The organism is Pseudomonas sp. NPDC087639 (assembly GCF_044743385.1).
Lineage (GTDB): Bacteria > Pseudomonadota > Gammaproteobacteria > Pseudomonadales > Pseudomonadaceae > Aquipseudomonas.
Map to the genome: position 1 here is coordinate 42,975 of NZ_JBIUWI010000030.1, position 21,364 is coordinate 64,338.

The following is a 21,364-nucleotide window of genomic DNA, read 5'->3' on the forward strand; positions in this document are numbered from 1 at the left end:
GCCGTGGCCCTCAGTGCGCCAGCGTCGGTTCGCGGCGCAACTTGTCGCCGGCCGGGTTCACTGCTTCGCGCAGGAAACCGAAACCTGTGCGGCGGTCGAGGCGGAACAAGGTGTTGGTGACGTAGACGTCATCACGCACGCCAACCACTTCCACCACTTCGCTGACGCAGCGGCGGCCATCGGGCATGCGGGTCAGTTGAATCACCACATCCAGTGCCGCGCAGATCATCTGGCGCAGGGTGCGTTCGGCGATGGTGCGCCCGGTCAGGCCGACCAGGGTTTCCAGGCGCAACAAGGCGTCCTGGGCGTTGTTGGCGTGTACGGTGCTCATAGAGCCGTCGTGACCGGTGTTCATGGCGGTCAGCACGTCGACCACTTCGACGCCGCGGATTTCGCCAAGGATGATTCGGTCAGGGCGCATGCGCAGGGCGTTGCGGATCAGGTCGCTGGCCTTGACCTCACCGTGGCCCTCGGCATTCGGCGGACGGGTTTCCAGGCGCACGACGTGCGGGTGGCCGAGTTGCAACTCGGCGACGTCTTCGATGGTGACGAGGCGTTCGTGGGGGCTGATCAACTGGCTGAGGATGTTCAGCAGCGTGGTCTTGCCGGTACCGGTACCGCCGCTGACAAGAATGTTGCAGCGCTTGCCGACCGCCTCTTTTATGAAGTCGTAGATCGCCTGATCGATGGTTTGCATGGCCATCAGGTCAGTGCTCTTGAGCATGTCCTTGCGAAACTTACGAATCGACAGGCACGGGCCATCGAGGGCAATCGGCGGGATGATCGCGTTGACCCGACTGCCATCGGGCAGGCGCGCATCGACCATCGGCGAGGACTCGTCGAGACGTCGACCCAGCGGTGCAAGGATGCGCTGCATGACCCGTTCGACGTGGTGGGCATCAATGAAGCGCAAGTCGCTCAGGTGCAATACGCCGTCGCGTTCGATAAACACCCGGTGCGGGCCGTTGACCAGAATCTCGGTCACCGCTGTGTCGCGCAGCAGCACTTCCAGCGGGCCAAAACCGGTCAGTTCATCGACGATCTCTTCGGCCAGACGCTCCATTTCATAACGGGAAATCGCCAGGTGCAGGCGTGCGATGTATTCGGCGACCTTGTCGATGACGAATTGCGAAAGCACCTGCCGCGAACCCTCCAGCAGGTTTTTCCCGGACTCTTCGATGGCATCGATGATGTAGCGGTGCAGCACCAGTTTCAGGCCATCGTGATCGGTGTTGCCGGTGGCGTGGCGCTGAGGGCCGCCGAACAATTGCTCGCCGTTCATGAGGTGCCTCGCAAGCGGTCGAACCAGGTGACTTTCGGTTTGGCCAGACTTTCCGAGCGTTTCGCCAAGCGTTCGCCAAGGGTGCGCAGACTTTGGCTGAGGGCTTCACGCGGGGCCAGTTCGAACAGGGTCACGCCCTGATTCTTGGCGTTGAGTCGAACTTCCGGGCTGTAGGCGAGTACGGCAATCACCTCCAGGCCGAAGGTCTTGCCGAGGGTGTCGGAATCGGGCGCAACGTTGCGTAGATAGCGATCCACCAGCAGGCGACCGTGATCGAGTTTCATGCCCTTCTCGCGCCACAGATTGAGCACGGCAAGGTTGCGGCGACAGTCGAGCACGTTCTGATCGGTGTACCACAGGAGTTTGTCGCAGTGACTGACGAAGGTGCGCAGCGCTTCGCTGTCGGGTTGTCCGGTGAGGTTGACCACGATGTGCTGGAAGTGTTGGCGCAGGGCGCTGAGCAACATGTACAACTCGGCGGCGCTGGTGCGTTCCAGTGGCTCGTCGGAACCGGCGTAGGCGAGGATGCGCAGCCCCGCTTCGGCGCTGGTGAAGGCGCTGTCGATGAGGGTCGCGTCGAGGCGCCGCAGGTGGCGCAACGCATCGCCGAAATGAAACGAACTCTCCAGCCCCAACAGCGCCAGACTGTCACCGCGCGGCAGGCCCAGGTCGAGCAACAGGGTTTGCTGCCCGCTCTTCTGCACCACCAGCGCCATGTGGTTGGCGAGTAGCGCGCCGTCGGCGTCGCTCTGTACCCCGTAGAGCACGGTCAAACCGCCGAGTTGGGTGTTTGGTGTGACCGCCGGCAGGCGTTTACTCAGGCGTCGCACCAGCCCGGCGACTTCGCTGGAGCGCGAACCGTAGGCGACAAAATCCCGTGCCCCGGCGCGCATTGCATTCAGCACAAGTTGATTGTCCATACCGTCACCGAGGGCGACGATGGCGAGCATGGGTTTGGCTTCCAGCACGCCTTCGATCAGTGCGCTCTGGGCTACCAAATGCTCGCGGTCGAGACCAACGAAAACCAGGCTGGCAAAGGTCACGTCTACCAGCGCCAGCAGCTCGTCAAGACTGCCGCCGCCAGCGCTGACCACTTGGCCCAGCGGTGCCAGCGAACCTTGCAGCCACTCAAGATCGGTGTCGTTGCGGGTGATGGCGAGGAAGGTCTGACTCAGGTTCTGGCTCATTGCGATAATCCGCTGCGTTTATCGAAGTTGCCGTTTTCGAGGAAGTACAGGCGATACCAGTTCGGGTCGTAGTTGCGCAGTTTTTCGCCGGGCAGCGACGGCAGCGGCGCATTGGCGGCCAGCGGCTGGACCAGGTGCGGCGTAACGATCATCAGCAACTCGCGCTCTTCACGGTTGATCGAGGAGTTGCGAAAGAACGCGCCGATGACCGGTATGTCGCCCAGCCCGGGAAATTTGTTCACCTGAGAGGCGTTCTGCGTGCTGATCAAACCGCTGATCACGAAACTCTCGCCATCGGCCAGGGAGATGCTGGTGTCGGTGCGGCGGATGGTGAACGCCGGCACCGTGGTGCCGCCGATGGTCACGCCGTTGTTGTAGTCGAGCTCGCTGACTTCCGGGGCAACCTTGAGGGCGATGCGATCGCGACTGACCACGGTCGGGGTCAGTGTCAGGCGGATGCCGAATTCCTTGTATTCGATGGAGTAGCTGTTGCTGTTGGCGCTCGGTACCGGGATCGGGATTTCGCCGCCGGCGAGAAAACTTGCGCTCTGCCCGCTCAACGCCACCAGGCTCGGCCGCGCCAGGGTGTAGGCAAAACCGCTGCCCTCCAGCGCATTGACGATGCCGAGGAATTTACTGCTGCCGCCGCCCCAGACGATGTTGAACATGTCGTTGGCCAACGGGATGCCGGGCACTGCGATACGCGGGTCGATGTTGGCCAACGGCACCACGCCGGGGGTGACGCCGGTGTTGGGCACGGTACCCGGTGCGCCAAACAGAAAGTTGTTCGAGCCTTTGCCGTAAATCGACGTGCCCGCCTCCTTGAGTTTGGTACGACTGACTTCGACGAAGCGGATGTCGGTCTGTACTTGCGACGGCAAGTTCGGGTCTTCGGAGGCCGGCAGCGAGACCGTAGTCATGGCCGCACTGGCCTTGCCCTGCACGAACACCATACTTTGGCGCGGGGCGCTGGAACAGGTGCTCCAGATCATCAGCGTGGTGGCGCCGGGGCCGACACCCGTGAGCAACACCGCGTTATCGCCGGTCACCCGCACGTCGGCGATTTTCGGATCGCCCACTGCCACCCGGGTGATCGCGACCGGCGATTGCAATGCCTGTTGCAAACCTTCGCCGACCTCCAGCACCGAAGGCAACGGGCCGAGCGCGGCGCAATTGCCGGCGGCGGCGACGGCACTGCCGATCGAGGCAACACTCAGCAGCGAGGCCCGGAACAAGCCGTTGAACAGGGGCGTGAAGCGTGTGCGCATGTAAAGGCGTCCTTGCTCGATTCAGGGAGTGGGTTGTGCGGTTTCAGCACCGCGGATAACTTCCACGGTCGGTTTGCGCGCCGCCGGTTGACCGGCCACGGCCATGGGTTTGGGTGGAGCGGTCAGGGACAATTGACTGAACTCGACCAGCTCGCGCCGGGGCGTGTCGAGTTGAGTGGCGACATCGTTTTCGCCGGCCCAGTATTTCGCCAGTTGCTGTTCATCGGCACTGCGCACCGCGAGGCGCAACACCCCGGCGCTGGACGCCAGCATCAAGCGGCTGACCAGCGGTTCCGGCACCGCCAGCACCACACTGCGGGCGGCCATGCGCTGTTGTTCCTGTTTGAGTCGCTCGTCATCACTGCGCGCCGGGCCGGCGGATTGGCCGTCATTGGTCAGGCCCATCTGGCTGCCGACGCCGAGTACGCGCACGGCCGTCACCACCCGTTGCGCCGAGGCCTGCGGATGGTTTTCGTCCTTGCGCAAGAACAGCAACACATCGACGTAATCGCCGGGGGCCAATTGCCCGCCGGCGTTGATCACTTCATCCACCGCCACCGCCAGTGCCCGCTCACCGGGACGGATCATCCGCGCCAAAGGGCTGCCCGGCTGGAAGCTTTCATCACTGAGCCAACTGCCGGCGCTCAAGGGCCGCCACGGTGTGCGGCCGATGACCTGATCGACATTGCCCAGGCTGCCGGCCGGCGCGGTGCGCAGTTTTTCCACGGCCACATCGGCGGCGGTGATCTTCACGAAAGGCGGGATGTCGCGCAGCAACACAACGACGGGCTGACGCGTTGGATCTTCAACAGGTTCGGTGCTGGCGACGGGCATTGCGGCTGGCGCCACGTCGGGAGCAGCAACCGGTTCGGCCACCGGCGACCGGCTCAAGGTGAGCCCCCAATACCCGGCAATGATGGCGCCTACCAGAAACAACCCGGCCAGACCCAGAGTGACGCGACTGTTCATGACGGCTCTCCCTTTCCCGCTGCGTTTTGTCTCTCATGCAATGACCCGTGACTTCCAACGAGATAACTTCGCAATCAGGCAGCTATGAACAAGCAACTATTTCGCTATTTGACGGTAGCGCAGCCAGAACAAAACGCCATTACGAACAGCAAAAAATCCAACGAAAGTAGCGGCTTGAAGCGCCAAATGTCGTTTTCTGCCGTTAAACGGCTCACTACTACTTAGGTATTAATCTGTTCTTACAGTTGTAGGCTCGGGATTTGCCAACAATGCTGATGCTGGCACAGGGAGATCATGTTGCGAACGCGCAACACCTGGCGTGCTCAAGGAGAATTCTCATGTCGTATTCCCGCGTTGTACAAAAGATCAAATCCGAGATCGCATTCTTCAAAGGCCTGGCCAAAGACACCGAGGGCGCGTCCGCCATCGAGTACGCACTGGTCGTCGGTCTGGTGGCGCTGGTGATTGCCGCATTCGGTAACGGTATTGGCACTCAGGTCACCGCAATCCTGACCGCCATCCAGACCGCGCTCACTCCAACCCCATGATCGGACCGATAACTTGTCAATGCGGCCATTGAGTTCTAACGTCAGCACTCAGTCCATTGCAGGTGTTGCCCATGAACTCCTCACATACTCCGCGCCAGCAGTTGCTCCTCGTCGACGATGAAGAGGACGCACTGCTGGAGCTTGCGGAGTTGCTGGAGGGCGAAGGGTTCATCTGTCATACGGCAACGTCGGTGAAACTCGCCCTGCATCACCTGACCCGCCATCCCGATATCGCCCTGGTGATTACCGATCTGCGCATGCCGGAAGAAAGCGGCATCTCGCTGATCAAGCGCCTGCGTGAACACACCTCGCGCCAGCATCTGCCGGTGATCGTCACTTCGGGGCATGCAGACATGGAAGACGTCAGCGATATGCTGCGCCTGCAGGTGCTGGACCTGTTCCGTAAACCGATCTATCACGTGCGCTTGCTGGAAACCCTGGACAACCTGTTTCCCAAGTCCAAGGCCAACATCGGTTGAGGGGTTTGACCCCGCTCAATGGGCGGGATCATCAGCAATCAGTGCGCGGTCACCCGTTGACGCAGTCCTGAATTGCTCGGCGACAACGCAAGGGCTAACTGGGTGCGGTTATGCATGTGCGTCAGGCGCAAGACCTGCGAGACATACAGCTTGACGGTGTTCTCGGTGATCCCCAATTCACAGGCAATCTGATAGTTGGTCTGGCCCTTGCCCACCAACCGGGCAACGTCCAGCTGACGCGGCGACAGCTGATTGAAAATCGTCGGTATCTCCACCGCCCCTTCGGCATCACCCGCCCCCTCGTCACTCACAGGCGCAGGGCCGCGGCGGACTTTGTCGAGGTCCTGGTAAAGATCGTCGATCGACTCGGAGAGGAATTGCAGCTTCTGATTCAGGTTGCCCAGTTGCAGGGTTTTCTGCCGTTCCTGCAACGCCACTTCCTGGCGCTGCAAACCCTGGAGCAGTTCGTTCAGATCAATCGGTTTCTGGTAGTAGTCGGCAATCCCGGCGCGCAAAGCTTTGATCACGTCCTGCTTGTCGGCACGCCCGGTGAGCATGATCGCTTCAAAGGCCCGATGCTTGCCCGATAAACGTTGCAGTTCCTGCACCAGTTGAATGCCGTCCATGTCCGGCATATGCAGGTCACACAGCACCAGACCGATGGCGGTGTCTTCGATAAATTGCTCGATCGCCTGCTTGCTCGATATGCAAGGCACACAACGGTAGCCGCTGCTCTCAATGAATTCGCAGAGTTCTTCGACAATCAGCGGCTGATCATCGACCACCAGAACTTTTACCGCAGACGTAAGCTTGTTCACTTGCCACTCCATGCCCAGGCCAAAGGCTGACCGTTCCTGTACTTACAGCGCGAGGCTGTACAACGTTGATTTGAAAGTAGACGCACTTTCCGACTATGTACATAGCAGTAGTGACAGGTGGCGACTAGCGGATCCAAAGCAACGCCAGGATTGTCCCAACCAGCACGAACGGCGCAAATGGCAGCTTTTTTGACTTTTCTGGAGCCATATATCGAAGACGTTCTCTAAGCCCTTGACTCATATGCAGCCAGAGTTTTGGCACCAGCAATAACCAGATCGCACTGGTCAGCGCTGCGCCGATAAACGCGCCAAGCAGGTGTGCACCGTCCGTCGCCAGCGCCAAGGCTGTCATTAGTTTCACATCACCGGCGCCAAAATGTTTCAACACGTAACCAGGAAGGGATAGCGCCAGGGCCAGCAGGACAGCCCAGCCCGCCTGCGTGGCTTCAGCGCCGAGCCAGGTAGTGCCGGTGATCAGCAAATACCCCAACGCCAACCCGCCAACGCCCAGGGTCAGCCCGTTGCCGATATGCCGTTGGCGGGCATCCTGTGCCGCGCAAAGGGTCAGCCAAATCAGTAGGACAAAGCTGTGCATGCGGTAAAAAACGTCCGTTTTGGCCGATTGATTCTATGCTGAGATTACGTAGTGATTGTCAGGGTAGACGCACTCATGAAAACCGCCCTCCCCCGCAAGCAAAAAGGTGCCGTGGCCATCGAGTTTGCCTTGGTGTTCGTCACCTTCTTCGCCGTGTTTTATGGCTTGGTCAGCTACAGCCTGCCGCTGTTGTTGATGCAGTCGTTCAATGAGTCGACGGCCGAAGCCGTGCGCCGCAGCGTGGCGCTTGACCCGGCCACGGCCAACTACTCCACTGCTGTCACCGCCACCGCCCGAGACGAACTGGGCCGGCAATTGGCCTGGCTGCCCGGTGCACTGAACTTCAACACCGCCACGGACAGCAACATCACCTATGTCGGTGGCGTGCTAACGGTGACCATCAACTATCCCACCAGCAAATTGAATCAGGCGCTGCCGTTTCTGGTGCTGCCGGGCATCGGTACGGTGCCGCGCCTGCCTGCGACTTTGCGCGCCTCGTCGAGCCTGCAATTTTGAGTTCCGGTGACAAGCTGTTCGGCCGCCTGCTCAATCGACACCCCGAAACGGTCCAGCCAATGGACAGCCCTCTGGTGCCGAGCGTCGGCCTGCAGCTCTATCTGGATGGCGAAGGCCGGGTCAATCATATGAGCGGGCCGTTGCGGCATGTGCTGGCGCAGCGGATATCCACCAGCCATCCCGCACCTCTGCTGGAGTATGTGTTGCCCCACAGCAGCCTCGCACTAGAGGGACAGCCTGCGGACTGGCAAGGACAATTGCTCGACCTGGATTTTTTCAGCCTGAGCGGCCCGCCGCTGCACCTGCGCGGTTGGGTGCAGGCGCAGGGTGACGGCTGGATTTTGCAGTTGTTGGACATCGGTGATCTGCTCAGCGAACGACGTCAGGCGCACAGCCGCGAGCAATGCCAGTGGCTGGCCACGCAGATTCGCGATCAATTGCGCCTGGGCAGCCTCGCACGCCTGCCCGAGGTGCTGGGCGAACAGTTGCAGCGCTTGAGCCAGCATTTGCACATTCCCTGCCTGGCAGTGGCGTTGCTCGATGAGCAAGGTCAGGGCTGGCAGATTCATCAGCATTACGCGGCGCTGAACGCGCCGCAGGTGTGGCGTGATCAACAGCAACTGGGCACGGGCCTCGATAGCCTGAACGGCGCATTGCCGCAACGTTTACTGGCTGGCGAGCAGCCACGCCTGAGCGCGCTGCTCGGCCCGAATGAGGGTTTCGCCGTGCCTTACCGCGATGCCCAGGGCGTGGCGTCGTGGTTGCTGTGCGCCGGCTATAACGCGCAGCAGCAGGCACCCGATCTCGGCGATCACGACTGGCTGCTGCTGGCCGCTGCCGTGGCCGCGCCCCTGCTGGAGCGCCTGCGCGAGCATCGCCATCATCTGCAATTGGAACGTCTGGAAAGTCTGCAAGCGCTGCTCGGCAGTGGATGGTGGGAAATGAGCAGCGACAGCACCGCAGTGCAACTGGCCCCGACTCTGACTGACAGCTTGGGTTTGGCGACTGCGCGGTTGCCGATTCAGGACTGGTTCAACCAGGTGCACCCTGCCGACCGTGATGAGCTGCGCAGTCGTCTGCGAGCTTTGCAGGATGAAGGCGCACCGCTGGAGTTGAACGCGCGCTGGCAACGCAGCGATCAATCGTTGCCGCTGTGGTTTCGCTTGCAAGGCCGGTCTTTGGGCATCGGCGCCGAGCGGCGGCTGGTGGGGTTCATGCTCGACATCAGCGACATCAAGAATCAGCAGCAACAGGCGGCCGCTGCCCATGCGCGACTGGACAATCTGATCGCCAGCTCACCCGCGGTGATCTACGTGCAACGCTACGTCGAAGGGGCGCTGCAACCGACGTTTTTCAGCGCCAGTCTGCAACCGTTGCTGGGCTGGAATCTGGCCGATTGTCACGGCGGCCGACTGGTGGAACACGTCCACCCCGAAGACCGCCCTCGCTATTTCGAACGCACGCGGCAGTTGCTGCGCGAAGGCTCGGTGAGCGCGCGTTATCGGGTGCTCGACCGCCAGGGCCATGCACACTGGTTGCTCGACGAAGCCAAATTGCTGCGCGACGATCTCGGCCTGCCGGTGGAAGCTGTCGGGCTGTGGCTGGACGTCACCGAAGCGACCCTCGCCGCCGAGCAGGTCAAGGCCAGTGAAGAGCGCTACCGGATGCTGGTGGAAGATTCGCCGGCGATGATTTGCCGCTATCGTCCGGACTTGACCCTGACCTTCGGCAACCGGCCCTTGGCAACTTATCTGGAGTGTGCGCCGGAGCAATTACCCGGCGTGAACCTGGGCAGCTGGATGTCCGACGAACAGCGCCAGGCGTTCGTCCAGCGCTTGGCGCAACTGACCCCGGAACTGCCGGTGAGCACCGCCGAAATCAATCTGCGCCTGCCCGGTCGCGAACATGCGTGGTGGGTCTGGTCGGATCGCGGGGTGTTCGATGAGCACGGGCAACTGATCGAGGTGCAGGCGGTGGGCCGTGACAACACCGAGGTACGCCGCTCGCAACAACAGCTGACCCAAAGCGCGAAAATGGCCACCCTCGGCGAAATGGCCACCGGCCTGGCTCACGAGATCAATCAGCCGCTGAACGTGATGCGCATGGCCATCGTCAATGTGCTCAAGCGCTTGAGCAACGGCGATGTGCAGATCGACTACCTGACCGACAAGCTCAATCGCATCGACGCGCAAGTCCAGAGGGCGGCGCGGGTTGTGGATCACATGCGCGTGTTCGGCCGCCGTTCGGAAATCGAACAGCATCCGTTCAATCCCCTCGATGCAATCGAAGGCACGTTGTCGCTGTTGTCTGAGGGGCTGCGCGGCAAAGGCGTCGAGCTGCGCATCAAAGAGGCCGGTTTTGCGGTTCAGGTGCGCGGTTACGTCGATCAGCTTGAGCAGGTGCTGATCAACCTGATGGTCAACGCCCGCGATGCCTTGCTCGGCAAGCGCGAGGCCGATCGCGATTTCCAGCCGTGGATTGCCCTGTACGCCGAGTGCGACGAGCATGTGGTAAGGCTATGGGTCGAAGACAACGGTGGCGGCATTGATCCGCGGCTGCTGGAGCGGATTTTCGAACCGTTCTTCACCACCAAACCGGTCGGTGTCGGCACCGGTCTGGGCTTGTCAGTGAGTTACGGCATCGTCGAAAACATGGGGGGACGCCTGAGCGTGCGCAATGGTGACGAGGGTGCGCGATTCTGCATCGAGTTACCGATTGCGCTGGACGATTAGATCACCAGTGTCGGTTGTCCTGGCGGTCGACAACTGAGGTTGGCGCCCACATCGACCTTGTTCAGGGTGATGCCAAGGTTGGCCAGCAAACTGTCGAGAATCGGGTCGAGCACCGGACTGAGCAAGTTACCGATGACCACCCCCAGCGTGCTGTTGACGCCGGCCAGCACATCGGCGGTGGTGGTGAGCAAGCCACCCAGCAGGCTCGAACCGGTAGGTTTGTAGGCCTGGACCTGAACCCCGCTCAAGGTGTTTTTCAGGCTATTGACGACCCCTTGGGTGCCGAAGCTGTAGTTCTGCGGCGGTTGCTTGATTTCCGGCGGCTGATTATAGGTGTGGATGCTCTGCATGCTGGCCACCGAAGTGTCCACCATCACCCCGAGGCCACCGCCGTAGAATGGTTTGCGCGAGTTGGGATCGCAGGTAGGCGAGCCCAGGCCCAACAGTGGAATGGTGCAGGTGATGACGCCGACATCAATCAACGCCAGCGGCTGCACGGTGACATCCGCCGAGGATGAAAACGCGTTGGTGGCGTCGATCTTGCCGACCTTGAGTTTGACCACCGAGGAGTTGGTCTGGGTGGTCAGGGTCTTGGTCGCATCGCTGGTGCAGCTGTAATCGGTGACATGGCTGTCGGCGGCGGCGGCCTCCAGCAAAATGTCGATGGTCGAGGTGGGCAGAATCTTCAGATCGGTGCGCTGGCAGGTGCCACCCAAGGCACAGAACACCGAGTTCAATGCCCCGGCAATGTTCAGGTGCAGCACATTGTTCAAGGTATCGGTCAGCCCGCCCACCAGCGGCGTACTGACAATGGCATTGGCAAGCCCGGCCACGCCAGACAGCACCGGCAGATTCAGCGAGATCAGCGTGCGCACCTGCGCGGTTTTCACGTAGATCCGGTTGGCGCCCATGGGATCAGCCTTGGCCAGCAGCGGATTGCCCACGGCCGACAATTGCGGCGGCTGGATGACTTTGGTTTTGACCGAGCCATTGACCAGTCCCGGAATGCTCAACGGCACGCTCGCTACCAGCGCGTTTTGACTGTTAGCCACTTGCACGACGGCTTCGATCAACTGGAACACTTGCAGATTGGCATTGAGCGCCGCCGACGTGGCCCCGGTCTGCAATTGCAGCAATTGCCCGAGCGCCACCGAAGTGCTGCCAACCGCCCCCTTCAGTCCGAGCAGACCGTTGACCGCCACGCTGGTGGTGGTACCGCCCTTGGTCAGTACGGTGATGGCGGTATCGATCAGTTGGGTGATCTGGATGTTCTTGCTCAGCAATTGGGTGTAGTTGCCCGCGTCCACATTAACGTCGACCGCCAGTTGATTGAGGTAACTGAGCAGATTGATATGGGTCTCGACCAGCCCCTGCCAGCCAGCGACGCTGAGGTTGAGGCTGCCGCCGAGCATCTGCCCGATCAACGAATTCAGAGCAGCCGACTTACTGGCATCGATGGTCAGCGCCGTGGTGCCGATGGTCAATTGGGCTTGCGGCGGCAGAATAGCCGAGGCACCAACCGCCGTGGCCGAGAGCCGCGTGGTCGGGGACACGCTGCCCGGCGAAAACAAGGCGTAGAGCGCGGCGGCCACACTGGTGGGCACAACATGGGTGGCGACCACACTGATGGCTTCTTTTTTCGAGGCGTCGGCGGCGAAGGCTCGCAGGTTGTTTGCACCGGTTTGCACGGTGCCGCAGGTTACGGTCAGGGTCCTGCCCTGCGCCACGGTAAAACTGTTGCGTGCTGCACTGGCCGTGGCGTAGCCGTTTGCGCTGGCGCCTGTCAGGCAATCGCCACCGCGCGAGATTGCCTCCAGCGCAGCCACATCGACCACCCGCTGCAAGCTGCGTTGCTCCATGTACAAACGACCGCTGTCGACCACCAGCACCATGCACACCAAGGCCAGGCCGAGGGTCAGCGCCGCCACCAAACCGATCGCCCCGCGCTGGCGGGCCGGGCCATTGAATTGCGAACGAGGTGACATCGCGCACTCCTTTGCCGGCGCACTGCCGAGCGCTACCTCCGTGGGTGGTTTTGAGTGTAGACGGGGCTGGTGGCAACGCGCCATTTCGTGCGCCACAAAACAACAAGGGGTGGATGCTAGCGCGGTGGGTAGTTGGTGAGGATACGCGCCACCGTCTCGCGAATGGCATTGCTGCGATCCGTCGGGTTCGGCGTGCTGCTGAGCATCTGCTCATCGCTGCCGCGCCACACCAGTTTGCCGTCCTTGCCATCGAGCAGGTCGATCTGGATTGTCGCCACCTTGTAGGTAATGTTGCGCGTCTCGTTGTACATCGGCGCGCCCCAGTAACCATTCCACGGGCCACCCCAACCGCCGCCGTAGTTGGTCGTCACTTGCTGCTGACGATCCTCGACGATCAGGTAGGTCTGCACGCTCAAGTCACCCTTGGCGCCGGCAGGCGCCGGGCGCAAACCGCGCTGGTCCAGTTGATCGGTGACGGCCTGACGGATGCGTTGCTCGGTCAGGTCGCTTTTGATCCGTGGATCATCGGGACGGTATTGCAGGGCGGGGTCTTTCCAGCTCCAGTTGCGATAGCCGGCAAAGTCGCGGCTGGCGTCGAAGTCGTGATTGACCCGGTTGGCGGCACAGGCGCTGAGCAGCGCAACCATGGCTAATAAAGCAAGACGGCGGTACATGGTTTTTCTCCGGTTGAAGACATGAACCTGCTAGAGCTTCTCGATTAACCGAAGCTAGCTCGGAGGATACGCCGACATGGCCTTTTCCACAGCCTCGCGAATCGCGTCGGTGCGGTCGATCTGGCTGCCCTTGTTGGCGGTTTCGGCGCTGGCGCTCCATACCGGTTGGCCGGTGCCGGCGTCGAACAGGTCGACTCGCACCACCACAACCTGTTCCTGATAGGTGCGCACGACCGGCACGCTGTTGTACATGCCGTAACCGCGACCATAACGATCATAGCCACTGTATCCGCCGTAGCCGTATCCGTAATCGTCCTGGACCTGACGCAAGCGGGTTTCCAGACGCAGATTGGCGGTGACGAACAGGTCGGCCGGGCGATTGTCGTGCAGCGGACGCAAGCCGCGCTGATCCAGCGCGTTGCTCACCGCTTCAGCCACTTGCGCCGAATCCGCCCATGCCGTGCCTGGCGGCAGTTGGCCGTTGAGCCAGGCCCAACTGCGGTAGCGCCCGTAATCACGCGGCGGCGCCGGATACGCGCTGCGGTCAAAGGTGTTGGCGGCTTGCGCTGGCGCCGGCGGCAAGGGCCGCGACTGCGCCACGTAGGGGTTGCTGCCCTGGCAGGCGGCCAACCCCAGACAGATCAGCAATAACCCCGATTGTGCTTTCATTTTGCGCTCCGATCAGATCGGCCGGCAGATCCAGTGCAGGTAGCGCCCAAGCCCGGCGAAGCTTGGGTGACGACGGTGGGCGAGTTCCATCTCGAGCAAATCCACGAGTTCGGCGCGGGCCTGGAACTCCACCGGCATGTAGTCGTGGAAAACCCGCACCCCACTTTGGCTTTCGACCTGCCACAAGCCTTCGAGTTGCGTTGCCAATTCTCGTGGGTCAAGCGGCATCTGCGGGGTCAGGCTCTGTTTCTCGCCAGCCATCACGTTCTTGCGCATTTTCTTGAAATGGCCCTTGAGCAGATTGCGGTAGATCAGCGCGTCGCGGTTGTAGAACGCCAGCGACAGCCAGCCACCGGGCTTGGTCAATTGATGCAGCACCGGCAGGATTGCGTGGGGTTCACCCAGCCATTCCAGCACAGCGTGGCAGATCACCAGGTCATAGGGTTCCGTGAGTTGCCCGAGCAGTTCCTGCCACGGCGCCTGAATAAACGTCGCCGTCTGCCCCGCTTCGGCGAACCGCTGGCGGGCGCCTTCGAGCATCGGCTCGGCCGGCTCGGTAAAGGTCACGTCGTGTCCGCGCTCGGCCAGCCACAGCGACATGTGGCCCAGACCGCCACCGATGTCGAGCACCCGCAACGGACGATCCGGCAGTGCTTCGGCAAGGTCAGCCTGCAACACCGCGAGGCGAATCGCGCCCTTGGCACCGCCGTAGATTTTTTCAGCGAAACGGGTCGCCAACTGATCGAAATGCCGGTCGCTCATCAGCTGAACCGCCGTTCGCTGTCGGCGAGCTTGCTGCGCACCACTTCATTCATGTCCAACCCCAACTCGCTGCACAGCAGCAACAGATACAGGACGATATCGCCGACTTCCTGCCCGGCGTGGGCGAGTTTGTCCGCCGGCAACTGGCGCGACTGGTCTTCCGTCAGCCACTGGAAAATCTCCACCAGTTCAGACATCTCGACGCTGGCGGCCATGGCGAGGTTTTTCGGGCTGTGAAATTGCCGCCAGTCATTGCGGTCGCGAATGGCGTGCAGGCGTTCGGTCAGTTCAACAAGGTTCATCGGGCTCTCCTGAAGGCGTATAGCTTCGGGGGGTTGCCGGTTGAAGGCAAGGGCCAAAGAAAGCTCTATGCTTGCAGGGAACTCGGCCACCTGCGTTGTGGCCCAAGGCTCAGCTCTTTCATCAGGATGCACACATGCAGGTAGAAAGCTTTTTCGAATGGCTCGGCCAGGCACTCGGTTCGGTCATCCGCTTTATCGTCGATGGCCTCAGTGGCTTGTTCAACATGCTGAGCAATGCCGGCGGCAACTTTGTCGATGGGTTGGCCAAGACGTTGGGAATGGATACGTCGATCATCAGCATCATTGCGCTGATCGTCGGGTTGATGCTGCTGTGGTCGGCAATTCGCGCGTTCATGAATGCGTCGATCATTGCCGGGATTATCTGGTTGCTGCTGGGGTTGTGGCTTTTGAGCTGGATTATTCACTGACCTCACATAAAACCCCTCACCCCAGCCCTCTCCCAAGGGGAGAGGGGGCCGACCGAGTTGTTCTTCAGCTATACGCCGACCTGAAACTTCAGGGTTGAGCAGCATGAAGATCGGCTCCCTCTCCCTCGCGAGAGGGCTGGGGTGAGGGGCTGGTTATCCGAGCAAAGCAAATCCCCAACGAACCGCTACAATCCCCGCTCCCCCAAGGAGCCCGCATGTCCAACCTGATTGCCGACTGGCGCGACCGCCCGACTCACCGCAAGGTCTGGGTGCTTGCCGCGCCGATGATCCTCTCCAATATTTCCGTGCCGCTGGTAGCGCTGGTCGACAGCACCGTCATCGGCCACTTGCCCCACGCTCATCAATTGGGCGCCGTGGCGGTTGGCGCCAGTCTGTACACCTTTCTCGCCTGGGCCATGGGTTTTCTGCGCATGGGCACCACCGGTTTCGCCGCGCAAGCGGCCGGGCGCAGCGATGGCGCGGCGTTGCGGCAGATTCTCTTGCAAGGGCTGCTGCTGGCAATGGGACTGGCGCTGGTTCTCGGCACCTTGGGCGTGCCGCTAAGCGGGGTTGCGCTGCACTTTATGCAGCCGTCGGCGGAACTCGATCAGCTCACTCGTGACTTCTTCCATACCCGACTGTTCGGGCTGCCTGCCGCACTGGCCAGTTATGCGCTGGTGGGGTGGTTCCTCGGCACCCAGAACGCCCGGGCGCCGCTGGCGATTCTGCTGACCACCAACCTGATCAACATTGCGCTGAATCTGTGGTTCGTCATCGGTCTGGACTGGGGCGTGGTCGGCTCGGCCAGGGCCTCGGTGATTGCCGAATGGAGCGGCGCCCTGCTCGGCCTGCTGCTGACCCGCAAAGCCTTGCGCGCCTATCCCGGGCACATCGCGTGGGCTGCGCTGAAAGTGTGGCAGAGCTGGCGCCCGCTGCTGGCGGTCAACCGCGACATTTTCATCCGCAGTCTGGCCCTGCAATCGGTGTTTTTCCTGATCACCGTGCAAGGCGCGCGACTCGGTGATGCGACGGTCGCCGCCAACGCGCTGTTGCTCAACGGCTTGCTGCTGACGGCGCACGCGCTGGACGGTCTGGCTCACGCGGTCGAAGCCCTGTGCGGACATGCCATCGGCGCCCGCGATCGCCTGGCCTTGCGCCGCTCGCTGGTGGTGTCCGGTGGCTGGTCGCTGATCGCCAGCCTTGGCTTTGCCCTGCTGTTTTTACTGGCCGGGCATTTGTTCATCGAGATGCAGACCAACATCCAGAGCGTGCGCGACACCGCGTTCGTCTACCTGCCTTACCTCGCCGTGCTGCCATTGATTGCGGTCTGGAGCTACCTGCTCGACGGCCTGTTCATCGGCGCCACCCGCGCCCGGGAAATGCGCAATGGCATGCTGCTGACGGTGTTTCTGCTGGTGCCATTCGCCTGGGCATTGCAAGGTCTGGGCAATCACGGCCTGTGGATTACGTTCCTGCTGTTCATGGTGCTGCGTAGCCTGACGCTCGGCGCACAGGCCCTGTGGCTCAAGCGTAATGACGGCTGGTTTAACGGCGCTGCTCACTGAGGCGGCGTGTGCTCGATAAAGCCGACCACTTGATCGAGCACCGGCGCCAGCCGCCGCAGTGGCCGTGACAATGTCGCCACCAGCGTGATGTGATTGGGTCGCGAGTAATACAAGTCCTGCACCGGCACACCCGCCTCGCGCAGTTTATGGGCGAGACCGCCGGTGTTTCGCGTCGGGTTGACCAGATTATCCTTGCTCGCCGCGATCAACAGCGCTGGCGGCGCGCCGCGATTGACATGGTTGATCGGCTGCGATTGCGGCGGTGAGTCCGGCCAGAAAAACACCGGGCGCACATCAGGATTCACGATTGGCAGAAAATCGTACGGCCCGGCCAGACCGATCCAGCCACTGATGTCCTTGGGCGACATCCCCACCGCTGCGAGCAAGTCGCCATCCAGCGCCAGCATCGCCGCGTTGTAGCCACCGGAGCTGTGCCCCATCAGATACAAGCGCTGCGGATTACCGGAAAACTCGCGAATGTGCGCACGGGTCCACGCCACCGCCCGCGCGTTGTCTTCAAGAAACAGTGGATAACGCACCTGCGGATACAACCGATAATCCGCCACGACCGCGACAATCCCCCGGGACGCCAGCGCCTCGCCAACAAAAGCGTAATCCTCGCGCGCGCCGCTGTTCCAGCTGCCACCGTAGAAAAACACCACGACCGGCGCATCGGCCAATGCATCACGCGGCACGTAGACATCGAGCTTCTGCCGGGGATCGTCACCGTAGGCAATGCCCGTGGTTTTTTCAAACGTGCTATCCGGGGTCAGCGCATTGAGCAGTTTTACCGGCGAACACGCACTGAGCAGCAACAGTACTAAAGCGCCGATCACTGCGCCGAACCCTTGCCGGAAAAAACCTGCCATACGCGTGAACCTCACGATTGATCGCCACCCCATTGGCGACGCACATGGTCGAGCCGCTCCTGCTGGGTCAGCCCCACCGGCGGCGGCACCAGCACGGCACGCGGATGCAGCAAGCGTAGCCACAACCAGCCATCGAGCACACTGCGGTCGCTGAAGCCCAGCGCCAGACCCTGTTGAATATGGGAGGCCATCGTTGCGTAATCGGTTCCGAATGATTGGCACCAGCGCCAGATGTGCTGCTCCAACAGGCAGGTTTGCAGGCGTTCGCGCTGCCGTCGCGTAAGGCTTTCTTCGATGTTCAATGGTTCTACGGCAAGCCCGGGGTTGCGCAACTGCTGCCAGCCCTGACTGCCAATCGCACGATCGGCCCAGGTGCCACCGAACCAGCGCAATTGGCGGATCGGGCCAAGCCAGCGACTCAATTCGCCAGCGTCACAGGCGTCGAAGAAATAGCTGGCGGTCTGGCGATTGTAATAACTGAGCAAGGCCCGATGGTTCAATCCGAACGAGACCGTGAGCATGCGTTGCAAGTGGCTCAGCAGTTCAGGCGCCGGCGCCTCGCTGCCCAGCAGCAAGCCGCGCCAGGTATCCGGATCGCGTTGACACAACGACCCCAGCGCCTGGCTATCACGCAGGTCGATCAGCACCGGGCCGTGCTCGCTGACCGGCTCGAACTCGGTACCGTCAAACAGCCAGAAGCGCCGCACGTCGGCGAAAGCCTGTCGCAGTAACGTCAAGGCCCGCGCTGCATCCGGGCCGTCGAGCAACAGCCATTGCGCCATCGGCTCCAGCGCCGCGCCGCTCATGTTGCGCCGCTCTGTTCAAGCGCGGTGAGTAACCGACAACTGCAGACGACCTCTGTGCAGTGGCTGAAACTGCCGCCTCCGGGCATCAGGCATAGCAACAAAAGCGGCTCGCCGGACGTCAGCAATTGCTGCAAGCCTTCACAGACCAGTTTCTCCGGCAATGGTGGCGGCGGGTCATCGGTGATGTTCGGGGCGGCGACCGGTGGTTGCAGCACCCCGCTGATCATCGGCTGATCCGGATCGCCTTCAAAGAAGCTCACCACTACCTCGACGCCATCGCCCAGCGCCGCCAGCGGCGCATCAGCCAAGGCTGGTGCGAGCGGCAGCCAACAGTGACTCGGCGCCGCACCTTCACCCTGATAGAGCCAGTCGAACTGCACCGCCACCGGGCGAAAATGATCGGGCTGCGGTTCGTCGACCGCCACCACCCAGGCCCGTTGCAGACTGTGCATACGCAGTCTCGACGGCTCGGCGGCCGACGCACACGCTGGCACCTGCTGCGCACCGAACAACCGGTTGGCATAAGGCAGATCAAGGGCCGGATCGGCGCTATGTTCCACCTTGGTCAGCAACCAATGGCGATTGCATTCGGCGAAGGGATGCCCGACCAGACGCAGCCATTGGCCGCTACGCAACGCCGCCAGGTCACTGCGTCCTTCGGCCTGTGGTGCCAGCCAGGTGCCTTCGGCCTGACACGTTTCCTGCAATTGCCAATGGTGTACCGCGGGCCCGGCAAAAGGATCGTCCGGCTCGCCCTGATACAACGCGGCGTCAGCCAACGGCAACTGCGCCGGATCATCGCCGAATACCAGGCAATGGCCGCCGCGCTGGTGCTCGAAGAAATAGTGAATCCGCGCCTGCGCGCACAAGCGTTGCAGCAGTTGCAGATCCGATTCACGGTATTGCGTGCAGAACGTGCGCGCCGGGTAGTCGCCACGCAACTCGAAGCGGCGCTGCGCGCCGACGATGCCGTGCTCCCTGAGCACTTGCTCAATGATCTGTGGCACCGAACGGCCACTGAAAATCCGTTGACTGATCCGCAGATCGAGGCAGCCAAGTTTCGGCCCCAGGCGGATCCGGCTCAGTCTGGAACCGTGCCCCTGCTCATGCTGGACAAGGCTCTGCAATTGCCCGTGCACGCCCTCCCCCGACGGGCCGAAACACAGGAAAGCCGAACGGTAAAGCAGGCCGGCAAGGTCCAGTTGCGGATCGTCGATCAACACATCGATCTCGAACGCAAAGGGTTCGTTGAGGGCTTCGCTACCGGTAAAGGCCAGGACTTCGAAAGGGTCAGACAGGCCCGCTACATCGAGACGAAACGACGACTCGTTGACTGGATCGAACATAGGCGGATCTCTACAGGAGGGGCGGTCGGGGATTCTCGCCGAGAGCCATGGCCGAGTAGAGAGCTGAAGTACAACTTAGGAAATGACCTACGCGAAAAGCAGACCGGATGACTTTGCTGGCCAGGATAGCCAAGCATTTCGCGAAGATTTTGGGATGTATCCCACCGGGTCATCCGAATTTTCCACAGCCTGCGGGAAAATTTCAGACAACCCGGCGAGATCGCAACCTGGCCTCAGGAAGACAGGTAGGAGGAGCGGGTCAGGCCCAGACGCAAGGCATCGAGAAATTGCGTGCGCTCGCTGGCACTGATACGGGCACTGGCGCATTTGTCGCGGTAGTGAGTCATCAGTTCTTCCGGCGACAAGTGCACGTAACGCAGCATGTCTTCGATGGTGTCGTGGGTTTCGATGCCGGCGTGGTACACGCTGCCATCGGCGTTCTGATAGATGTTCACCGAGTCGGTGTCACCGAACAGGTTGTGCATGTCGCCGAGGATTTCCTGATAGGCGCCGACCAGGAACACGCCCAGCAGGTAGTCTTCACCTTCGTTCAATCCGTGCACCGGCAGACTGGTCTCGATGCTCTGCTCGTCGACGTACTGGTTGATCTTGCCGTCGGAGTCGCAGGTCAGATCCTGCAGCACCGCGCGACGCAGCGGCTCTTCGTCGAGACGGTGCAGCGGGATGATCGGCAGCACCTGATCGATTGCCCAGGTGTCCGGCAGGCTCTGGAACACCGAGAAGTTGCAGATGTACTTGTCGGCCAGTTTGTCGTTGAGTTCGTCGAGCACTTGGCGGTGCGAACGCTGACGTGCTTTGAGCGAGTTGTGCAGGCGACGGCAGACGGCGAAGTAGCACTGCTCGGCCAGGGCTTTTTCAGCCAGGGTCAGTTTGCCGTCGGCGTACTGTGCAGCCACGTCGCTCATGTAGTGGGTGGCGCGCCAGTAGGTCTCGGTGACCATTTCAATATCGGTCGGGCCGAGCAGGTCAACCAGCCATTGCACGGTTTCCGGCAGGTTTTCCTTGTTTTCGATCAGCGGGATTTCGTCGTTGTGTTTCTCGACGTCGGTCACCTGCACCACCAGCATGGCGTGGTGCGCTGTCAGCGAGCGGCCGCTTTCGGAGAAGATGTGCGGATGCGGCAGGCTCTGCGCGTCGCAGAATTCCTTGAGCATGCCGACCACGACACCGGCGTAATCGTCCATGTCGTAGTTGATCGAACTGGCGTTGCGCGAGTGGGTGCCGTCGTAGTCAACGCCCAGACCGCCACCGACGTCGATGTGATCGACCGGCAGACCGAGATTGCGCAGCTCGCCGTAGTAACGGATCGCTTCCTTGAAGCCGTGCTGATAGTCAGCCAGGTTGGCAATCTGCGAACCCATGTGGAAGTGCAGCAGGCGAATGCCCTGATCCAGGCCGGCCGCGCGGAAGCGCTCGACCACCGACAGCAACTGCGCCGCCGACAGACCGAACTTGGATTTCTCGCCACCGGTGTCCGCCCACTTCGACGACGCCAGCGACGACAGACGCACGCGCAAGCCGACCTGTGGCTTGACCTTCAGCG

At 61.6% G+C, this 21,364-nt stretch carries 21 protein-coding genes; 6 read left to right on the forward strand and 15 right to left on the reverse strand.

Features of this window, described 5'->3' with window-relative positions; translation table 11 throughout:
- Positions 1 to 10 precede the first annotated feature (10 nt).
- From ACIOVB_RS14720 to cpaB, 4 genes are read right to left on the reverse strand one after another with little or no spacing between them, the layout of a single operon-like run.
- Positions 11 to 1,282, reverse strand: coding sequence for a CpaF family protein (locus ACIOVB_RS14720; protein ID WP_401268782.1), 1,272 nt, complete (start codon positions 1,280 to 1,282; stop codon positions 11 to 13).
- Positions 1,279 to 2,469, reverse strand: a complete 1,191-nt coding sequence (locus tag ACIOVB_RS14725) for a pilus assembly protein (RefSeq protein ID WP_187678497.1) — start codon at positions 2,467 to 2,469, stop codon at positions 1,279 to 1,281. Before ACIOVB_RS14725 ends, ACIOVB_RS14720 begins: the two co-directional genes overlap by 4 nt.
- Positions 2,466 to 3,737, reverse strand: coding sequence for a type II and III secretion system protein family protein (locus ACIOVB_RS14730; RefSeq protein ID WP_401268785.1), 1,272 nt, complete (start codon positions 3,735 to 3,737; stop codon positions 2,466 to 2,468). The genes ACIOVB_RS14725 and ACIOVB_RS14730 overlap by 4 nt, the downstream gene beginning before the upstream one ends.
- Positions 3,738 to 3,758: 21 nt before the next feature.
- Complete coding sequence (gene cpaB, locus ACIOVB_RS14735; RefSeq protein ID WP_401268788.1) at positions 3,759 to 4,706, reverse strand: Flp pilus assembly protein CpaB; 948 nt, start codon at positions 4,704 to 4,706, stop codon at positions 3,759 to 3,761.
- Between the two features lie 338 nt (positions 4,707 to 5,044).
- On the opposite strand from cpaB, the gene ACIOVB_RS14740 reads away from it, so the two are divergent.
- Both ACIOVB_RS14740 and ACIOVB_RS14745 read left to right on the forward strand, forming a co-directional pair.
- Positions 5,045 to 5,254, forward strand: coding sequence for a Flp family type IVb pilin (locus ACIOVB_RS14740; RefSeq protein WP_401268791.1), 210 nt, complete (start codon positions 5,045 to 5,047; stop codon positions 5,252 to 5,254).
- A gap of 71 nt (positions 5,255 to 5,325) precedes the next feature.
- Positions 5,326 to 5,733, forward strand: coding sequence for a response regulator (locus ACIOVB_RS14745; RefSeq protein ID WP_401268794.1), 408 nt, complete (start codon positions 5,326 to 5,328; stop codon positions 5,731 to 5,733).
- 38 nt (positions 5,734 to 5,771) lie between these two features.
- Here ACIOVB_RS14745 and ACIOVB_RS14750 read toward each other — a convergent pair whose 3' ends face one another.
- A complete protein-coding gene (locus ACIOVB_RS14750) occupies positions 5,772 to 6,551 on the reverse strand; it encodes a response regulator (RefSeq protein ID WP_401268796.1) in 780 nt (259 codons plus the stop codon).
- Between the two features lie 124 nt (positions 6,552 to 6,675).
- On the reverse strand, positions 6,676 to 7,146 hold the full coding sequence (locus tag ACIOVB_RS14755; protein ID WP_401268798.1) for a prepilin peptidase: 471 nt from the start codon (positions 7,144 to 7,146) through the stop codon (positions 6,676 to 6,678).
- Between the two features lie 75 nt (positions 7,147 to 7,221).
- Between ACIOVB_RS14755 and ACIOVB_RS14760 the strand changes: the two genes are divergently transcribed.
- Positions 7,222 to 7,662, forward strand: a complete 441-nt coding sequence (locus ACIOVB_RS14760) for a TadE/TadG family type IV pilus assembly protein (protein WP_401268801.1) — start codon at positions 7,222 to 7,224, stop codon at positions 7,660 to 7,662.
- A complete protein-coding gene (locus ACIOVB_RS14765; RefSeq protein ID WP_401268803.1) occupies positions 7,659 to 10,394 on the forward strand; it encodes a PAS domain-containing protein in 2,736 nt (911 codons plus the stop codon). Before ACIOVB_RS14760 ends, ACIOVB_RS14765 begins: the two co-directional genes overlap by 4 nt.
- Here ACIOVB_RS14765 and ACIOVB_RS14770 read toward each other — a convergent pair.
- From ACIOVB_RS14770 to ACIOVB_RS14790, 5 genes are all read right to left on the reverse strand, one after another.
- The gene (locus ACIOVB_RS14770; RefSeq protein ID WP_401268805.1) at positions 10,391 to 12,379 is read right to left on the reverse strand and encodes a TadG family pilus assembly protein; all 1,989 of its coding nucleotides are present in this window, start codon (positions 12,377 to 12,379) and stop codon (positions 10,391 to 10,393) included. The genes ACIOVB_RS14765 and ACIOVB_RS14770 overlap by 4 nt on opposite strands.
- A 116-nt stretch (positions 12,380 to 12,495) precedes the next feature.
- Positions 12,496 to 13,053, reverse strand: a complete 558-nt coding sequence (locus ACIOVB_RS14775; protein WP_401268807.1) for a DUF4136 domain-containing protein — start codon at positions 13,051 to 13,053, stop codon at positions 12,496 to 12,498.
- A gap of 54 nt (positions 13,054 to 13,107) precedes the next feature.
- Positions 13,108 to 13,722, reverse strand: a complete 615-nt coding sequence (locus ACIOVB_RS14780) for a DUF4136 domain-containing protein (RefSeq protein ID WP_187678508.1) — start codon at positions 13,720 to 13,722, stop codon at positions 13,108 to 13,110.
- A gap of 12 nt (positions 13,723 to 13,734) precedes the next feature.
- On the reverse strand, positions 13,735 to 14,484 hold the full coding sequence (locus ACIOVB_RS14785; RefSeq protein ID WP_401268809.1) for a methyltransferase: 750 nt from the start codon (positions 14,482 to 14,484) through the stop codon (positions 13,735 to 13,737).
- Complete coding sequence (locus ACIOVB_RS14790; protein ID WP_007951009.1) at positions 14,484 to 14,786, reverse strand: MazG-like family protein; 303 nt, start codon at positions 14,784 to 14,786, stop codon at positions 14,484 to 14,486. The genes ACIOVB_RS14785 and ACIOVB_RS14790 overlap by 1 nt, the downstream gene beginning before the upstream one ends.
- 134 nt (positions 14,787 to 14,920) lie before the next feature.
- Between ACIOVB_RS14790 and ACIOVB_RS14795 the strand changes: the two genes are divergently transcribed.
- Together ACIOVB_RS14795 and ACIOVB_RS14800 are read left to right on the forward strand one after the other, a co-directional pair.
- On the forward strand, positions 14,921 to 15,214 hold the full coding sequence (locus ACIOVB_RS14795; protein WP_126359744.1) for a hypothetical protein: 294 nt from the start codon (positions 14,921 to 14,923) through the stop codon (positions 15,212 to 15,214).
- A 215-nt stretch (positions 15,215 to 15,429) separates the two neighbouring features.
- Positions 15,430 to 16,779, forward strand: coding sequence for an MATE family efflux transporter (locus ACIOVB_RS14800; protein ID WP_401268812.1), 1,350 nt, complete (start codon positions 15,430 to 15,432; stop codon positions 16,777 to 16,779).
- Here ACIOVB_RS14800 and ACIOVB_RS14805 read toward each other — a convergent pair.
- The 4 genes from ACIOVB_RS14805 to speA form a co-directional block, all read right to left on the reverse strand.
- Positions 16,773 to 17,648: an alpha/beta hydrolase gene (locus ACIOVB_RS14805; RefSeq protein ID WP_401268815.1), complete on the reverse strand. Its 876-nt coding sequence runs from the start codon at positions 17,646 to 17,648 to the stop codon at positions 16,773 to 16,775. The genes ACIOVB_RS14800 and ACIOVB_RS14805 overlap by 7 nt on opposite strands.
- Positions 17,649 to 17,659: 11 nt before the next feature.
- A complete protein-coding gene (locus tag ACIOVB_RS14810; protein WP_401268818.1) occupies positions 17,660 to 18,454 on the reverse strand; it encodes a DUF4123 domain-containing protein in 795 nt (264 codons plus the stop codon).
- Entirely contained in the window at positions 18,451 to 19,800 is a 1,350-nt protein-coding gene (locus tag ACIOVB_RS14815; RefSeq protein ID WP_401268821.1) for a type VI secretion system Vgr family protein, read from the reverse strand. Before ACIOVB_RS14815 ends, ACIOVB_RS14810 begins: the two co-directional genes overlap by 4 nt.
- Before the next feature lie 233 nt (positions 19,801 to 20,033).
- On the reverse strand, positions 20,034 to 21,364 hold a 1,331-nt coding region (gene speA / locus ACIOVB_RS14820; RefSeq protein WP_401268822.1), incomplete at its 5' end, for a biosynthetic arginine decarboxylase.

Bases quoted from the DNA above. Each gene is read 5' to 3' on its own strand.
- ACIOVB_RS14720 (WP_401268782.1), bottom strand. From the start codon at position 1,282: ATGAACGGCGAGCAATTGTTCGGCGGCCCTCAGCGCCACGCCACCGGC.
- ACIOVB_RS14725 (WP_187678497.1), bottom strand. From the start codon at position 2,469: ATGAGCCAGAACCTGAGTCAGACCTTCCTCGCCATCACCCGCAACGAC.
- ACIOVB_RS14730 (WP_401268785.1), bottom strand. From the start codon at position 3,737: ATGCGCACACGCTTCACGCCCCTGTTCAACGGCTTGTTCCGGGCCTCG.
- cpaB (WP_401268788.1), bottom strand. From the start codon at position 4,706: ATGAACAGTCGCGTCACTCTGGGTCTGGCCGGGTTGTTTCTGGTAGGC.
- ACIOVB_RS14740 (WP_401268791.1), top strand. From the start codon at position 5,045: ATGTCGTATTCCCGCGTTGTACAAAAGATCAAATCCGAGATCGCATTC.
- ACIOVB_RS14745 (WP_401268794.1), top strand. From the start codon at position 5,326: ATGAACTCCTCACATACTCCGCGCCAGCAGTTGCTCCTCGTCGACGAT.
- ACIOVB_RS14755 (WP_401268798.1), bottom strand. From the start codon at position 7,146: ATGCACAGCTTTGTCCTACTGATTTGGCTGACCCTTTGCGCGGCACAG.
- ACIOVB_RS14760 (WP_401268801.1), top strand. From the start codon at position 7,222: ATGAAAACCGCCCTCCCCCGCAAGCAAAAAGGTGCCGTGGCCATCGAG.
- ACIOVB_RS14770 (WP_401268805.1), bottom strand. From the start codon at position 12,379: ATGTCACCTCGTTCGCAATTCAATGGCCCGGCCCGCCAGCGCGGGGCG.
- ACIOVB_RS14775 (WP_401268807.1), bottom strand. From the start codon at position 13,053: ATGTACCGCCGTCTTGCTTTATTAGCCATGGTTGCGCTGCTCAGCGCC.
- ACIOVB_RS14780 (WP_187678508.1), bottom strand. From the start codon at position 13,722: ATGAAAGCACAATCGGGGTTATTGCTGATCTGTCTGGGGTTGGCCGCC.
- ACIOVB_RS14785 (WP_401268809.1), bottom strand. From the start codon at position 14,484: ATGAGCGACCGGCATTTCGATCAGTTGGCGACCCGTTTCGCTGAAAAA.
- ACIOVB_RS14790 (WP_007951009.1), bottom strand. From the start codon at position 14,786: ATGAACCTTGTTGAACTGACCGAACGCCTGCACGCCATTCGCGACCGC.
- ACIOVB_RS14795 (WP_126359744.1), top strand. From the start codon at position 14,921: ATGCAGGTAGAAAGCTTTTTCGAATGGCTCGGCCAGGCACTCGGTTCG.
- ACIOVB_RS14800 (WP_401268812.1), top strand. From the start codon at position 15,430: ATGTCCAACCTGATTGCCGACTGGCGCGACCGCCCGACTCACCGCAAG.
- ACIOVB_RS14805 (WP_401268815.1), bottom strand. From the start codon at position 17,648: ATGGCAGGTTTTTTCCGGCAAGGGTTCGGCGCAGTGATCGGCGCTTTA.
- ACIOVB_RS14810 (WP_401268818.1), bottom strand. From the start codon at position 18,454: ATGAGCGGCGCGGCGCTGGAGCCGATGGCGCAATGGCTGTTGCTCGAC.
- ACIOVB_RS14815 (WP_401268821.1), bottom strand. From the start codon at position 19,800: ATGTTCGATCCAGTCAACGAGTCGTCGTTTCGTCTCGATGTAGCGGGC.